Genomic DNA, 14,424 nt, shown 5'->3' on the forward strand with positions numbered 1-14,424 from the left:
CAGAAAAAACCGCCGCAATGCTTTGATCGTAACCGGGAAAGCCGCCAGTTTTGTCATTTGCCTGAACATTTCCGGCAATCTGTAGCACGCGCTCAAGATGTCGCTAAAGGTGTGCAGGAGCCGTTCGCCAGCGCGTGTTGTGCCTGCTTATCACGTTCCAGATAATTCACACCCGTTGCCGGTTTTTTTGCGCTTAACGGCAGGTTTTTCGTTGAGTTCTGGACGCTATTGCAGGCGATGACCAGCGCTTCCTTGCGGTAAGAAGGTTTTGCGAGGGTTGGTGCGGCTGGCGAAAAATCGCCAGCCTGGGGTTTAATCACTCTTTAAGAAATAACGCCTTATCGCGCAGGATGTGGTCATTGCCACGGCGACGGGTAAAACCAATGCGGTCGAAATATTCCAGGATCTGAATCGCCAGTTTGCGCCCCACGTTCAGCGTATCGCGAAAATCCGCCGCGCTGGTCGAGCCGCGCGCTTCATCAAGATCGCGGATCATGCTGGCAAAAGTCACAATGCGATCGTTGCGGTAATAACGATCTTTGACGATCGCCGTAATCAGCCCCTGCTGTGCCGCCTGTCGTAATACGCCGCGCATCACCTGTTCATCCACACCGATTTCACGGGCTAAATCCCGCACCCACCAGGGTTCGTCGCCAAACAGCGGTGAGACTTTTTGCCAAAGCTGGGCCTGCTCGTCGCTGAAACCCGCTTTATGCTCCGGCAAGTGCAGCCAGCCGTGGTGGCTGTGGATATCGCCGCTCTCCCGCATCAGTTCAATCAGGGTTAATACCAGTGCTTCATCTTCCATCGGCAGCGCCATGCGTCGCAGGCGTTCGCGCCCTGGACCCGGCTCTTCACGGTGCTGCTCATGGTAAGTCGCCAGCGTGTCCAGCAACTTGCGCTGCCAGCGCGCCGCCACCGGCGCATTAAGCAGGTTATCCCCCGCCCGGATAAAACCGGGGTTATCGAGTAGCGCCGCCAGACCGCTGCCGCTTAACTGGCGCGCCCAGCCAAACGCGCGCAGATCCACTGCTCCGCGCGATAAATGCACTGCCAGCGCCTGGGCGTCGTCTTTGGTCTGCGCCAGTTCATCAATCCACGCCAGGTAATCTGCTTTGCGCTTGCCGCGACGCGGTGAGTTCAGCGTCACCACACGTGCCCCCGCAAGCGTCGTGCGCGCGGAGATATCGCGCAGCACCAGTAAGTCGTTGTCCGCCAGCCACAGCGGCGTATCAAGCACCAGTTCGGCAAGACCATTTTCCAGCAGTGACACGCGCCCGGTAACATGGCTGGCGGCATGATGAATATGCAATGGCTGCCATTGCGTCAGCGGAACGTGAGTTTGCAGGGCGACAATCAGCCGCTCGGTGGGTTCGTCGGGCTGCTGCGACAACAGCCAGTCACCGCGGCTGAGCGCCTCTTTTTCCGCATCACCGGCAATATTCAGCGCGATGCGTTGCCCGGCATGAGCGTGTTCAACTGGTTGATTCTGCGCATGTAATCCGCGCACGCGCATCGGTGTATTCGCCCCGGTCAGCCACAGCGTATCGCCTACGCGGACATCGCCGGAAAGCGCCGTTCCCGTCACCACCAGCCCTGCGCCTTTTACCGTGAAAGCGCGATCGAGCGCCAGGCGGAAACGCTGATGCTCCGGGTGCGCGCGTTCTGGCAACTGCAACAGGTGTTCGCGCAATTCAGCAATGCCGCGCAGTTCCGTGGCGGCGGTGACAAACAGCGTCGCCTGCGAGTAACCAAAGGCCTGGAGCGTGTTTTTTACTTCCGCGCGCACGTCGGCAATGCGTGCCTCATCCACGCGATCGGCCTTCGTTAGCGCCACCGTCAGCGCCGGGTTGCCGGTCAGTTGTAAAATCGCCAGATGCTCGCGCGTCTGCGCCATGACGCCATCGTCACACGCCACCACCAGCAGCGCATGGTCAATGCCGCCAACGCCCGCCAGCATGTTAGAGAGGAATTTTTCATGTCCTGGCACATCAATAAAACCCGGCACGCGGCCATCCGGCTGCGGCCAGTAGGCATAACCGAGATCGATGGTCATACCGCGTTTTTTCTCTTCCGGCAGGCGATCGGCATTCACGCCAGTAATGGCTTCAATCAGGGTGGTTTTGCCGTGGTCGACATGCCCGGCAGTGGCAATAATCATTTCAGCAACATCTCCAGCAAGCGGGATTCATCATCAACACAGCGACAGTCCAGCCACAGGCGACCATCGTAAATACGGCCAATCACCGGCTGCGGCAGCGCCCGCCACTGCGCAGCCAGCGCCTCCACACGACGGCCACTGCCATCGCGCGGGGTAAACGTCAGTGCCGCGCCAGGCAGCCTGTCGACCGGCAGCGAACCGCTGCCAATTTGTGACAGGCAGGTTTCCACGCGCAACTCAAATTCGTGATAACGCGCCGCCAACGCCGTGCATAAGCGCTGCGCCTGCTCGCGAATTTCCGCCTCCGGGCGGGTTAAGTAACGCAGCGTCGGCAGGCTCTCAGCGAGTTTTTCAGGGTGCAGATAGAGGCGTAACGTCGCCTCCAGCGCCGCCAGCGTCATTTTATCCGCCCGCAGCGCGCGTTTTAACGGATGTTGCTGCAACTGCTCAATCAGCGCTTTTTTACCCACGATAATGCCCGCCTGCGGGCCGCCGAGCAGCTTATCGCCGGAGAAACTCACCAGGCTCACACCGGCAGCAATCAACGTCTGCGGCATCGGTTCCTGCGGCAAACCGTAGCGGCTTAAATCGACCAGCGAACCACTGCCGAGATCGACAATCACTGGTAGAGCATGTTCTTCACCCAGCGCCACCAGCTCCGCTTCATCCACCGCTTTGGTAAAGCCTTCAATGTGGTAATTACTGGTGTGGACTTTCATCAGCAGCGCGGTGCTGTCGTTAATCGCCTGGCAATAATCTTTCGCATGCGTGCGGTTAGTGGTGCCGACTTCATGCAACACACAACCCGCCTGGCGCATCACGTCCGGAATGCGAAACGCGCCGCCAATTTCTACCAGTTCGCCGCGCGACACCACCACTTCGCGGCCAGCCGCCGTGGCCGCCAGCATCAGTAACACCGCTGCGGCATTGTTATTAACGATGCAGGCATCTTCCGCGCCAGTAAGCTGACAGAGAAGATCGGCCAGGGCGCGATCGCGATGACCACGCCCTGCGCCGTCGAGATCATATTCGAGCGTCACCGGCGAGCCCATTACCTGCGCGACGGCATCAATAGCGGCCTGCGCTTGTACCGCGCGGCCTAAGTTCGTGTGCAGCACCGTACCGCTCAGGTTAAACACCGGGCGCAGCGCGCTGCTGTCGCTTTGTTCCAGCCGCTGTTGCGCCGCCGCTGCCCAGTCAGAGCACCAGGCGGGTAACGTTTGTGCTTCACGGATCTGCGCGCGCGCCTCGTCCTGAAGCTGACGCAGCGTTTGCGCCACGCGACTGTGGCCGAAAGTGGCTAATAAAGCGGCGAACGCCTCGTCACGTAACAGGCGATCGGTCGAAGGGATCTGGCTGTAAAGAGTTGTCATGAAAAGGCCTGGCTATGAGTTGCCCCCTCCCGTCAGGGGGTTTGACGTGAGGGGATTGTACAGTGACTTGCTCAGGCGAACATCATGCTTATCAAGCCTTCGGCGGTTCGGTGCGGGCGAAACTCTCGCGCTGGAACAGATTTTCCACCAGCTTTACCAGCAGTGGACGATCAACACACCAGCCGGGTGAAACATGGCGGAAATTGAGATAACTAATGGCGCAGGCAATTGCCACTGTCGCCAGATTCAGGTCGTCCACGCCCAGCGTGCCATCTTTAAGATAGTTTTCCAGCGCATCCAAACCGCGCGAAACCTTTTCCCGCTGGCGTAACAGTTCAGTCTCCGACTGCTGTTCGACCGGTCGCGCCAGCTCGCGAACCGAGACCAGCGCCGCATCCATAATGCCATCGGCCAGCGCTTCGAGTTGGCGAATTTTCAATGCCGCTTTGCGATCGGTAGGCAGCATGGCCGGAGCGATATTCAGTAAATCAATGTATTCCGCGATGATCGGCGAGTCGTACCACACTTCGCCATCATCGGTTACCAGCGCCGGTACTTTGCCGAGCGGGTTGTACTGCGCCACGCTGTTAACGGCGTTATAAGGCTGTTCATTGATAAATTCGAAGGTGATGCCCTTTTCCAGCAGGATCACCGATATTTTGCGTACAAAAGGGCTGGTATAGCTGCCGATCAGTTTCATTGCCTTCTCCGTTTCCGCCAACAAAAACCTAAGTATGAACGAGCGGGCGCAGAATGTTTCATCAGGATGAAAACTTCTGCCGCTACTGTGCATATCGCAACAGGCTGTGAAAGGAAGTTACAGGTTCTGCAGGTCGTCAAAAACACAGTTTGCTGACGATCACATTCGGAAAAGTCCTGACGAAAATATTTTGTGATATATATCACAAATACATAACAAACCATCGCGCATAAAATGTGAATAACATCACACTTACAGGCTCATAACGTCCAGATTTTGCGCTTTGTTCTTTTTTTACACTGATTTTATGTGATTAATATCACACTAAATGGTGGCATACCCCCTGCTTTAGTGTGATCTGAATCACATAAAAACCCGCCATCTGGACAGTCACGTGATTCGGTGCGAGATTTCGCCTCACAGATAACCCAGGTCCGGCTACCTCTGCCGCCACGTTAACAAAAAACCTCGGGCTTCCGGCCTGTGCGATAGCAAACATAAGAAGGGGTGTTTTATGTCATCCGATATCAAGATCAAGGTGCAAAGCTTTGGTCGTTTTCTCAGCAATATGGTGATGCCGAATATCGGCGCGTTTATCGCGTGGGGGATCATCACCGCATTGTTTATTCCTACAGGGTGGTTGCCTAACGAGACGCTGGCGAAACTCGTTGGCCCAATGATTACTTATCTGCTGCCGCTGCTCATCGGTTACACCGGTGGTCGTCTGGTAGGCGGCGATCGTGGCGGCGTAGTCGGCGCGATCACCACAATGGGGGTTATCGTCGGTGCGGATATGCCGATGTTCCTCGGTGCAATGATCGCGGGTCCGCTTGGCGGCTGGGCGATTAAACATTTTGATAACTGGGTCGACGGTAAGATCAAATCCGGTTTCGAAATGCTGGTGAACAACTTCTCCGCTGGCATCATCGGTATGATCCTCGCCATCCTGGCGTTCCTCGGCATTGGTCCTGCGGTTGAAGTGCTGTCCAAAGTTCTGGCGGCGGGCGTTAACTTCATGGTTGCGCACGAAATGTTGCCGCTGGCGTCTATTTTTGTGGAACCGGCGAAAATCCTGTTCCTCAACAACGCCATCAACCACGGTATCTTCTCACCGTTGGGTATCCAGCAATCGCATGATCTCGGCAAGTCCATCTTCTTCCTGATTGAAGCAAACCCGGGTCCGGGTATGGGCGTACTGCTGGCGTATATGTTCTTTGGTCGCGGCAGCGCTAAACAGTCTGCTGGCGGCGCGGCTATCATTCACTTCCTGGGTGGTATCCACGAAATTTACTTCCCGTATGTACTGATGAACCCGCGTCTGCTGCTTGCTGTTATCCTCGGCGGTATGACTGGCGTGTTCACCCTGAGCGTGCTGAACGGCGGCCTGGTTTCTCCGGCTTCTCCGGGTTCCATCCTGGCGGTGCTGGCAATGACACCTAAAGGTGCGTACTTCGCGAACCTGGCGGCGATCTTCGCTGCGCTGGTGGTCTCTTTCGTTATCTCTTCCATCCTGCTGAAAACCAGCAAAGTGAAAGACGACGAAGACCTGCAAGAAGCGACCCGTCGTATTCACGAAATGAAAGCCGAATCTAAAGGCGCAACCCCGCTGGCGGCGGGCGACGTGACCAACGACCTGAGCCACGTGCGTAAAATCATCGTCGCATGTGACGCCGGTATGGGTTCCAGCGCCATGGGCGCGGGCGTGCTGCGTAAGAAAGTACAGGATGCGGGTCTGAGCAACATCTCTGTCACCAACAGCGCGATTAACAGCCTGCCGTCTGACGTTGACCTGGTGATTACGCACCGCGATCTGACCGAGCGCGCCATGCGCCAGGCGCCGCAGGCGCAGCATATTTCGCTGACCAACTTCCTCGACAGCGGCCTGTACACCAGCCTGACCGAACGTCTGGTTGCCGCACAGCGCCATACTGACAACGAAGCAAAAGTCACCAGCAGCTTGCAAGATAGTTTCGATGCTCCGAACAGCAATCTGTTCAAGCTGGGCGCAGAGAATATCTTCCTTGGCCGCACGGCGAGCAACAAAGAAGAAGCCATCCGTTTTGCCGGTGAGCAATTGGTCAAAGGCGGCTACGTTCAGCCGGAATATGTGGATGCCATGCTGGAACGCGAAAAACTGACCCCGACCTATCTGGGTGAGTCCATCGCGGTACCACACGGCACAGTGGAAGCGAAAGATCGCGTACTGAAAACTGGCGTGGTGTTCTGCCAGTACCCGGAAGGTGTTCGCTTCGGTGAAGACGAAGATGACATCGCCCGTCTGGTGATCGGCATCGCGGCACGTAACAATGAGCACATCCAGGTCATCACCAGCCTCACCAATGCGCTGGATGACGAGACCGTGATTCAGCGTCTGGCGAACACCACCAGTGTTGAAGAAGTGCTGGCACTGCTCGGCAAGTAATCGGTTTTCCTCCCTCTCCCCACGGGGAGAGGGCTAGGGTGAGGGGAAATATTTGCGGTTCCTCACCCCAGCCCTCTCGGGTAAAAACATTGATGAAGGTTAAGACTATGAAAGCATTGCATTTTGGCGCAGGTAATATCGGACGTGGCTTTATCGGCAAGTTGCTCGCCGACGCGGGGATTGAACTGACGTTCGCCGATGTGAACCAGGTGGTGCTCGACGCCCTTAATGCCCGTCATAGCTATCAGGTGCATGTGGTTGGTGAAAAAGAGCAGGTCGATACCGTCTCCGGCGTTAACGCCGTGAGCAGCATTGGCGACGAGGTTGTCGAGCTGATTGCGCACGTTGATCTGGTAACCACGGCGGTCGGCCCGGTGGTGCTGGAACGCATCGCCCCGGCTATCGCCAAAGGTCTGGCAAAACGTAAAGCGCAGGGCATTAACACGCCGCTGAACATTATCGCTTGTGAAAATATGGTGCGCGGCACCACGCAGTTAAAAGGCCATGTTATTGCCGCATTAGCGGACGCTGACAAAGCCTGGGTTGAAGAACACGTTGGCTTCGTGGATTCCGCCGTTGACCGTATTGTTCCGCCGTCGGCATCCGCGACTAACGATCCGCTGGAAGTAACGGTTGAAACCTTCAGCGAGTGGATTGTCGACAAAACCCAGTTCAAGGGCGCGCTGCCGAACATTCCGGGTATGGAATTAACTGATAACCTAATGGCATTTGTTGAACGTAAGCTCTTCACGCTGAATACCGGGCATGCTATAACCGCGTACCTTGGAAAACAGACCGGCCATCAAACCATTCGCGACGCAATTCTGGATGCCAATATCCGTGCGGTTGTGAAAGGCGCAATGGAAGAGAGCGGCGCGGTGCTGATCAAACGTTATGGCTTCGATGCCGACAAGCATGCTGCGTACATTCAGAAAATCCTGGGCCGTTTTGAAAACCCCTATCTGAAAGACGATGTTGAGCGCGTTGGTCGTCAACCGCTGCGTAAGCTGAGCGCGGGCGATCGCCTGATTAAACCGCTGCTCGGCACGCTGGAATACAACCTGCCGCACGCGAACCTGGTGAAAGGCATTGCCGCTGCTATGCATTACCGTAGCGAGCAGGATCCGCAGGCGCAGGAGCTGGCTCAGCTTATCGAAGAGAAAGGCCCGCAAGCCGCGCTGGCGCAGGTTTCCGGTCTGGATGCTAACAGCCCGGTCGTTAACGAAGCCGTCAGCGCCTATAACGCCAGGGCATGATGCCGACGATGGCGCGGGAGCTCCCGCGCCAGTTAACGAAATTGTCAGATATGCAGGCAATAATGGAAAAAACGCAGGCTTTCGAAAACCGTGTTCTCGAGCGTCTGAATGCTGGCAAAACCGTGCGAAGCTTTTTGATCGCCGCCGTTGAGTTACTCAACGAAGCTATCAATATTCTGGTGTTGCAGGTATTTCGCAAAGATGACTACGCGGTGAAATACGCTGTAGAGCCGCTGCTTGACGGAGATGGACCGCTGGGCAATTTGTCGGTGCGTTTAAAGCTGATTTACGGTCTGGGTGTCATTTCCCGCCCGGAATACGAAGACGCCGAGCTGTTGATGGCGCTGCGTGAAGAGCTCAACCACGATGGCACAGAGTACGCGTTTACCGATGATGAGATCCTCGGGCCGTTTGGCGAGCTGCACTGCGTTGCCGCCCTGCCGCCAACGCCAGTGTTTGATACCAGTGACGCCAGGCTTTTGGCCATGCAAAAACAGCGCTACCAGCAAGTCGTGCGTTCAACCATGGTGCTCTCTCTGACCGAGCTTATTTCCCGTATCAGCTTAAAAAAAGCATTCCAGAAATAACCTTCGCCATAAATACTGTATCCTTATCGTTTTACTCCCCAACGAATTGAGCCCCATGAAAGAAGTCGAAAAAAACGAAATCAAGCGTCTGAGCGACCGCCTCGACGCGATTCGCCACCAGCAGGCGGATCTCTCCTTAGTTGACGCAGCGGAAAAATACGCGGAACTGGAAAAAGAGAAAACCACGCTGGAAAGCGAAATCGCCCGTCTGCGTGAGCAGTACACGCAAAAGCTGAGCAAAGAAGCGCAGAAACTGATGAAAATGCCGTTTCGCCGCGCCATCACCAAAAAAGAGCAGGCCGACCTCGGTAAGCTGAAAAAAAGCGTCCGTGGTCTGGTGGTTGTCCACCCAATGACTGCGCTGGGCCGCGAAATGGGTCTCGATGCAATGACCGGCTTCGCCAACAGCGAGTTCTGATCCTCGCTTTAACAACCCTGGGCGCCTGCTAGCGCCAGGGCTGTTTAATTGGCCCTACCAATTCCTACTGTTCCTCTCCCTGGTTCACAAATCCATTAAATCTCGTCACAGATATATTGCTTGCCAGCAACATTTGGATAACCATTCGTTATCACAACCCCTACACAACCCAACTGGCAGGACCACTTTTACAAAACATGTGACGCAGAGCTAAGCGCAGACTTGCCGCTCGCCGGTTTTGTTGTGGTTCTCAGGAGACCTGCATGAATCTCTGGCAACAGAATTACGACCCGGCTGGCAACCTTTGGCTTTCCAGCTTAATTGCATCGTTACCGATCCTGTTTTTCTTTTTTGCGCTGATAAAGCTCAAACTGAAAGGCTATGTTGCCGCCAGTTGGACTGTCGTTATCGCCCTTGGCGTGGCGCTGATGTTTTACCATATGCCGCTTGATCACGCGCTGGCCTCGGTGGTTTATGGTTTCTTCTACGGACTGTGGCCAATTGCGTGGATCATTATCGCCGCCGTTTTTGTCTACAAAATCTCGGTCAAAACCGGGCAGTTCGACATTATCCGCTCTTCGATTTTGTCGATAACGCCCGACCAGCGCCTGCAAATGCTGATTGTCGGCTTCTCTTTCGGCGCGTTTCTGGAAGGGGCTGCGGGCTTTGGCGCGCCGGTCGCCATTACCGCCGCGTTGCTGGTGGGCTTAGGGTTTAACCCGCTGTATGCCGCAGGCTTGTGTCTGATCGTCAACACCGCGCCGGTCGCCTTTGGCGCAATGGGAATTCCGATCCTGGTTGCCGGACAGGTTACCGGGCTGGATAGCTTTGAAATTGGTCAGATGGTTGGCCGCCAGTTACCGTTCCTGACCATTATCGTGCTGTTCTGGATCATGGCGATTATGGATGGCTGGCGCGGCATTAAAGAGACCTGGCCGGCGGTGATTGTCGCGGGTGGCTCGTTTGCTATCGCCCAGTATCTGAGCTCCAACTTTATCGGCCCGGAACTGCCGGACATCATCTCATCGCTGGTTTCGCTGGTCTGCCTGACGCTGTTCCTCAAGCGCTGGCGTCCGGTGCGCATCTTCCGCTTCGGCGATATGGGCGCATCGCAGGTGGATCTCGATTTGAAACGCACCCAATACAGCGGCGGGCAGATCCTGCGCGCCTGGTCACCGTTCCTGTTTTTGACCGCCACCGTAACGCTGTGGAGCGTGCCGCCGTTTAAGGCGCTGTTTGCCCCTGGCGGTGCGCTGTATGACTGGGTATTCACTGTTTCTGTACCGCATCTCGATAAGCTGGTTGCGCGGATGCCGCCGGTGGTGAGCGCCGCCACGCCTTACGCTGCGGTGTATAAATTTGACTGGTTCTCCGCCACCGGCACCGCCATTCTGTTTGCTGCCATTTTGTCGATTATCTGGCTGCGCATGAAGCCGAAGGATGCCGTCACAACGTTTACCAGCACGCTGCGTGATCTGGCGTTGCCGATTTACTCGATTGGTATGGTGCTGGCGTTCGCCTTTATCTCTAACTACTCCGGGTTGTCATCGACGCTGGCACTGGCACTGGCGCACACCGGCAGTGCCTTCCCCTTCTTCTCGCCATTCCTCGGCTGGCTGGGCGTCTTCCTGACCGGTTCAGATACCTCATCCAACGCGCTGTTCGCCGCGCTGCAAGCCACCGCGGCGCAGCAAATTGGTGTCTCGGATGTGCTGATGGTGGCGGCGAATACCACCGGCGGCGTTACCGGTAAGATGATTTCACCGCAGTCGATCGCCATTGCCTGTGCGGCGGTAGGGTTGGTGGGCAAAGAGTCCGACCTGTTCCGTTTTACTGTTAAACACAGCCTGATTTTCACCTGTATGGTGGGGGTGATTACTACACTTCAGGCCTATGTTCTGACCTGGATGATCCCATGAAAGTGTTACCCAGACGCCTGACAGACGAGGTTGCCGATCGTGTGCGGGCGCTGATTGCTGAACAACAACTGGAAGCGGGCATGAAATTGCCCGCAGAGCGCCAGCTCGCCGTACAGCTTGGCGTGTCGCGCAACTCGTTGCGTGAAGCGTTATCAAAACTGGTCAGCGAAGGCCTGCTGCTCAGCCGTCGCGGCGGCGGTACGTTTGTGCGCTGGCAGCATGACGACTGGTCGGAGCAAAACATCGTCCAGCCGCTGAAAACGCTGCTGCATGATGACCCGGATTACAGTTTCGATATTCTTGAAGCGCGCCACGCCATTGAAGCCAGCACAGCCTGGCACGCGGCGATGCGCGCCACCGAGGCCGATAAAGAGAAAATTGTGCTGTGCTTTGAAGCCACACAATCCGACGACCCGGATCTCGCCTCGCAGGCCGATGTGCGTTTCCATCTCGCGATCGCCGAGGCTTCGCATAACGTGGTGTTATTGCAAACCATGCGCGGATTCTTCGACCTGCTGCAATCCTCGGTAAAACAGAGCCGCCAGCGTATGTACCTCGTTCCGCCAGTGTTTTCACAACTGACCGAACAGCACCAGGCGGTGATGAACGCCATTCTTGCCGGAGACGCCGATGGTGCGCGCCAGGCGATGATGGCGCATCTCGGCTTCGTGCATACCACTATTCGCAAATTCGATGAAGATCAGGCCCGCCAGGCACGCATCACCCGCCTGCCCGACGAGCAGCACACTCACTCCAGGGAGAAAAAAGCATGATTATTTCCGCAGCCAGCGACTATCGCGCGGCGGCTAAACGCATTTTGCCGCCGTTCTTGTTTCACTATATCGATGGCGGCGCGTATGCCGAATACACCCTGCGCCGCAACGTTGAAGACCTGTCTCAGGTGGCGCTGCGCCAGCGGGTGCTGAAAGACATGTCTGAACTGAGCCTCGAAACCACGTTGTTTAATGAAAAGTTATCGATGCCGGTGGCGCTTGCCCCGGTTGGCTTGTGCGGCATGTACGCCCGGCGCGGTGAAGTGCAGGCGGCGGGCGCGGCGGATGCGAAAGGCATTCCTTTTACGCTCTCGACAGTTTCCGTCTGCCCGATTGAAGAGGTCGCGCCGACGATTAAGCGCCCGATGTGGTTCCAGTTATATGTGCTGCGCGATCGCGGCTTTATGCGTAACGCGCTGGAGCGGGCGAAAGCCGCCGGTTGCTCAACGCTGGTATTCACCGTGGATATGCCTACCCCAGGCGCGCGCTACCGTGATGCCCATTCCGGCATGAGTGGCCCGAATGCGGCGCTGCGCCGCTACCTGCAATCGGTACTGCATCCGCAGTGGGCGTGGGATGTCGGCGTTAACGGGCGGCCGCATGACCTGGGAAATATCTCCGCCTATCTCGGTAAACCGACCGGGCTGGAGGATTACATTGGCTGGCTGGCGAAGAACTTCGATCCGTCGATTTCGTGGAAAGACCTGGAGTGGATCCGTGAATTCTGGGATGGCCCGATGGTGATCAAAGGGATCCTCGACCCGGAAGATGCCCGCGACGCGGTGCGCTTTGGCGCAGATGGTATTGTGGTTTCTAACCACGGCGGCCGCCAGCTCGACGGCGTGCTCTCTTCTGCCCGCGCGCTTCCGGCGATTGCCGATGCGGTGAAAGGCGATATCACAATCCTGGCCGACAGCGGCATCCGTAACGGGCTGGATGTAGTGCGGATGCTGGCGCTTGGCGCAGATTCCGTCCTGCTGGGCCGCGCGTATCTGTATGCGCTGGCAACGCATGGTCGCCAGGGCGTGGCGAATCTGCTGGATCTGATTGAGAAAGAGATGCGCGTAGCGATGACGCTGACCAGCGCGAAATCGATTCGTGATATCAGTAAAGATTCGCTGGTACAGGGGCTGAACCAGTTACCTGCCGCGCTGGCGCCGTTGTCGCATGGCGACGCCGCCTAGAGAGTGCTATCCTGCCCCCGCTATTAAGGGGGCAGTATGTTAAACATCGTTTTATTCGAACCTGAAATCCCGCCAAATACCGGGAATATCATCCGTTTATGCGCCAATACCGGTTTTCGTCTGCATATCATTGAACCGATGGGCTTCACCTGGGACGACAAGCGCCTGCGCCGCGCAGGGTTGGACTACCATGAGTTCGCCGCGGTAAAACGCCATCACGATTACGCCGCCTTTGTTGAAGCCGAGCAGCCGCAACGCTTATTTGCTCTCACCACCAAAGGCACGCCAGCGCACAGCGCGGTGAGCTACCAGGATGGCGATTATTTGATGTTTGGCCCGGAAACGCGCGGCCTGCCAGCGACTATCCTTGACGTGCTGCCGCCGGAGCAGAAAATCCGCATTCCGATGATGCCGGACAGCCGCAGCATGAACCTGTCGAATGCCGTATCGGTGGTGGTGTATGAAGCCTGGCGCCAGCTCGGTTACCCGGGCGCGGTGCTGCGTAGCTTAAGGGGAATTGACGGATGTTATCCGACCTGCGGATAGCGATGCCCGTCATGACTGACGCATCTATTTTTCTGCGCTAACTGGCGAGGGCAGTAAAACACGAGCAGCGAAGAAAACCGGCGCGAACACAGAATCCTGGGGATTATTTGCTTCGCGCCTCCTGCGGATGTTCAACACGCTGTTGCGTCTTGCTCGCAGCCCTGACTCAGACTGGCAAATAAAATAGCCAGACCATTAAATCCCGTCGCCGTACTCGAATCCGTGGTTTATCCCGTTGAAATGCTGATCCATATCCATTGACGGCTTATCGCTTTCTGGCTTACCGACAATCCGCGCCGGCACGCCTGCTGCCGTGGTATGCGGCGGCACCGGTTGCAACACTACCGAACCCGCGCCAATCTTCGCACCGCGCCCCACTTCGATATTGCCGAGAATTTTGGCACCCGCGCCAATCATCACCCCTTCGCGGATTTTCGGGTGGCGATCGCCACTGGTTTTACCGGTCCCGCCGAGCGTGACCGATTGCAGGATCGACACGTCATCTTCAATGACTGCCGTTTCGCCCACCACGATGCCGGTTGCGTGGTCGAGCATAATGCCGCGACCAATGCGTGCCGCCGGATGAATATCCACCTGGAAACTGACCGACACCTGATTTTGCAGGAAAATCGCCAGCGCCTCGCGCCCCTGCGTCCACAGCCAGTGCCCAATGCGGTATGCCTGTAGCGCGTGGAAACCTTTCAGATAGAGTAGCGGCGTGGAATATTTATCCACCGCCGGGTCGCGCGTGCGTACGGCCTGGATATCACAGGCAGCAGAGGCGATCATTTCCGGGTCGGCAGCATAGGCTTCTTCGACGACTTCACGAATGGCAATCGCGGGCATAATCGGCGAGGCCAGTTTGTTCGCCAGCATATAGCTCAGCGCGCTGCCGAGGTTTTCGTGCTTGAGTAATGTCGCGTGGTAAAAACTGGCCAGCATTGGCTCACACTCCGCCAGTGCCCGGGCTTCGGCTTTGATATTTTTCCAGACCAGATCCAGTTCTTCACACGGCATTGCTTACTCCAGACGTGATAAGACGACAGGCTGGTCTGCGCCAGCCTTATCGTGAGTTCAAAAAGAGT

Annotated in this window: 13 protein-coding genes; 8 read left to right on the forward strand and 5 right to left on the reverse strand. The window is 56.6% G+C overall.

Annotation, left to right across the window (positions count from 1 at the left end):
* Window positions 1-92 precede the first annotated feature (92 nt).
* The 4 genes from M8Q36_RS05140 to M8Q36_RS05155 all read right to left on the reverse strand — a co-directional run bounded on the left by M8Q36_RS05140 (window position 93) and on the right by M8Q36_RS05155 (window position 4,234).
* Complete coding sequence (locus M8Q36_RS05140; protein ID WP_249880218.1) at window positions 93-320, reverse strand: hypothetical protein; 228 nt, start codon at window positions 318-320, stop codon at window positions 93-95.
* On the reverse strand, window positions 317-2,161 hold the full coding sequence (gene selB / locus M8Q36_RS05145) for a selenocysteine-specific translation elongation factor (RefSeq protein ID WP_249880219.1): 1,845 nt from the start codon (window positions 2,159-2,161) through the stop codon (window positions 317-319). Before selB ends, M8Q36_RS05140 begins: the two co-directional genes overlap by 4 nt.
* Complete coding sequence (selA, locus tag M8Q36_RS05150; protein WP_249880220.1) at window positions 2,158-3,534, reverse strand: L-seryl-tRNA(Sec) selenium transferase; 1,377 nt, start codon at window positions 3,532-3,534, stop codon at window positions 2,158-2,160. Before selA ends, selB begins: the two co-directional genes overlap by 4 nt.
* 91 nt (window positions 3,535-3,625) lie before the next feature.
* Window positions 3,626-4,234 (reverse strand): glutathione S-transferase, encoded by a 609-nt coding sequence (locus M8Q36_RS05155; protein ID WP_020455724.1) that lies wholly within the window; start codon window positions 4,232-4,234, stop codon window positions 3,626-3,628.
* A 514-nt stretch (window positions 4,235-4,748) separates the two neighbouring features.
* On the opposite strand from M8Q36_RS05155, the gene M8Q36_RS05160 reads away from it, so the two are divergent.
* From M8Q36_RS05160 to trmL, 8 genes are all read left to right on the forward strand, one after another.
* Window positions 4,749-6,656 carry a PTS mannitol transporter subunit IICBA gene (locus M8Q36_RS05160; RefSeq protein WP_249880221.1) on the forward strand — a complete coding sequence of 636 codons (1,908 nt, stop codon included), beginning with the start codon at window positions 4,749-4,751 and terminating at the stop codon, window positions 6,654-6,656.
* 107 nt (window positions 6,657-6,763) lie between these two features.
* A complete protein-coding gene (mtlD, locus tag M8Q36_RS05165) occupies window positions 6,764-7,912 on the forward strand; it encodes a mannitol-1-phosphate 5-dehydrogenase (protein WP_502825467.1) in 1,149 nt (382 codons plus the stop codon).
* Complete coding sequence (gene mtlR, locus M8Q36_RS05170) at window positions 7,912-8,499, forward strand: mannitol operon repressor MtlR (RefSeq protein WP_249882718.1); 588 nt, start codon at window positions 7,912-7,914, stop codon at window positions 8,497-8,499. The genes mtlD and mtlR overlap by 1 nt, the downstream gene beginning before the upstream one ends.
* A gap of 55 nt (window positions 8,500-8,554) precedes the next feature.
* The gene (locus M8Q36_RS05175; protein WP_045507540.1) at window positions 8,555-8,917 is read left to right on the forward strand and encodes a YibL family ribosome-associated protein; all 363 of its coding nucleotides are present in this window, start codon (window positions 8,555-8,557) and stop codon (window positions 8,915-8,917) included.
* A 263-nt stretch (window positions 8,918-9,180) separates the two neighbouring features.
* A complete protein-coding gene (lldP, locus tag M8Q36_RS05180; RefSeq protein ID WP_249880223.1) occupies window positions 9,181-10,836 on the forward strand; it encodes an L-lactate permease in 1,656 nt (551 codons plus the stop codon).
* On the forward strand, window positions 10,833-11,609 hold the full coding sequence (lldR, locus tag M8Q36_RS05185; RefSeq protein ID WP_249880224.1) for a transcriptional regulator LldR: 777 nt from the start codon (window positions 10,833-10,835) through the stop codon (window positions 11,607-11,609). Before lldP ends, lldR begins: the two co-directional genes overlap by 4 nt.
* Window positions 11,606-12,793: an FMN-dependent L-lactate dehydrogenase LldD gene (gene lldD / locus M8Q36_RS05190; RefSeq protein ID WP_065369647.1), complete on the forward strand. Its 1,188-nt coding sequence runs from the start codon at window positions 11,606-11,608 to the stop codon at window positions 12,791-12,793. The genes lldR and lldD overlap by 4 nt, the downstream gene beginning before the upstream one ends.
* 36 nt (window positions 12,794-12,829) lie before the next feature.
* Window positions 12,830-13,339, forward strand: a complete 510-nt coding sequence (gene trmL / locus M8Q36_RS05195; protein WP_249880228.1) for a tRNA (uridine(34)/cytosine(34)/5-carboxymethylaminomethyluridine(34)-2'-O)-methyltransferase TrmL — start codon at window positions 12,830-12,832, stop codon at window positions 13,337-13,339.
* Between the two features lie 195 nt (window positions 13,340-13,534).
* Here the strand turns inward: trmL and cysE are convergent, their stop codons facing one another.
* The gene (cysE, locus tag M8Q36_RS05200) at window positions 13,535-14,356 is read right to left on the reverse strand and encodes a serine O-acetyltransferase (RefSeq protein WP_017458195.1); all 822 of its coding nucleotides are present in this window, start codon (window positions 14,354-14,356) and stop codon (window positions 13,535-13,537) included.
* Window positions 14,357-14,424 lie beyond the last annotated feature (68 nt).

The sequence above is a fragment of the Kosakonia sp. R1.Fl genome (genome assembly GCF_023516815.1).
Taxonomy (GTDB): domain Bacteria; phylum Pseudomonadota; class Gammaproteobacteria; order Enterobacterales; family Enterobacteriaceae; genus Kosakonia.

Bases quoted from the DNA above. Each gene is read 5' to 3' on its own strand.
- selB (WP_249880219.1), bottom strand. From the start codon at position 2,161: ATGATTATTGCCACTGCCGGGCATGTCGACCACGGCAAAACCACCCTG.
- selA (WP_249880220.1), bottom strand. From the start codon at position 3,534: ATGACAACTCTTTACAGCCAGATCCCTTCGACCGATCGCCTGTTACGT.
- M8Q36_RS05155 (WP_020455724.1), bottom strand. From the start codon at position 4,234: ATGAAACTGATCGGCAGCTATACCAGCCCTTTTGTACGCAAAATATCG.
- M8Q36_RS05160 (WP_249880221.1), top strand. From the start codon at position 4,749: ATGTCATCCGATATCAAGATCAAGGTGCAAAGCTTTGGTCGTTTTCTC.
- mtlD (WP_502825467.1), top strand. From the start codon at position 6,764: ATGAAAGCATTGCATTTTGGCGCAGGTAATATCGGACGTGGCTTTATC.
- mtlR (WP_249882718.1), top strand. From the start codon at position 7,912: ATGCCGACGATGGCGCGGGAGCTCCCGCGCCAGTTAACGAAATTGTCA.
- M8Q36_RS05175 (WP_045507540.1), top strand. From the start codon at position 8,555: ATGAAAGAAGTCGAAAAAAACGAAATCAAGCGTCTGAGCGACCGCCTC.
- lldP (WP_249880223.1), top strand. From the start codon at position 9,181: ATGAATCTCTGGCAACAGAATTACGACCCGGCTGGCAACCTTTGGCTT.
- lldR (WP_249880224.1), top strand. From the start codon at position 10,833: ATGAAAGTGTTACCCAGACGCCTGACAGACGAGGTTGCCGATCGTGTG.
- lldD (WP_065369647.1), top strand. From the start codon at position 11,606: ATGATTATTTCCGCAGCCAGCGACTATCGCGCGGCGGCTAAACGCATT.
- trmL (WP_249880228.1), top strand. From the start codon at position 12,830: ATGTTAAACATCGTTTTATTCGAACCTGAAATCCCGCCAAATACCGGG.
- cysE (WP_017458195.1), bottom strand. From the start codon at position 14,356: ATGCCGTGTGAAGAACTGGATCTGGTCTGGAAAAATATCAAAGCCGAA.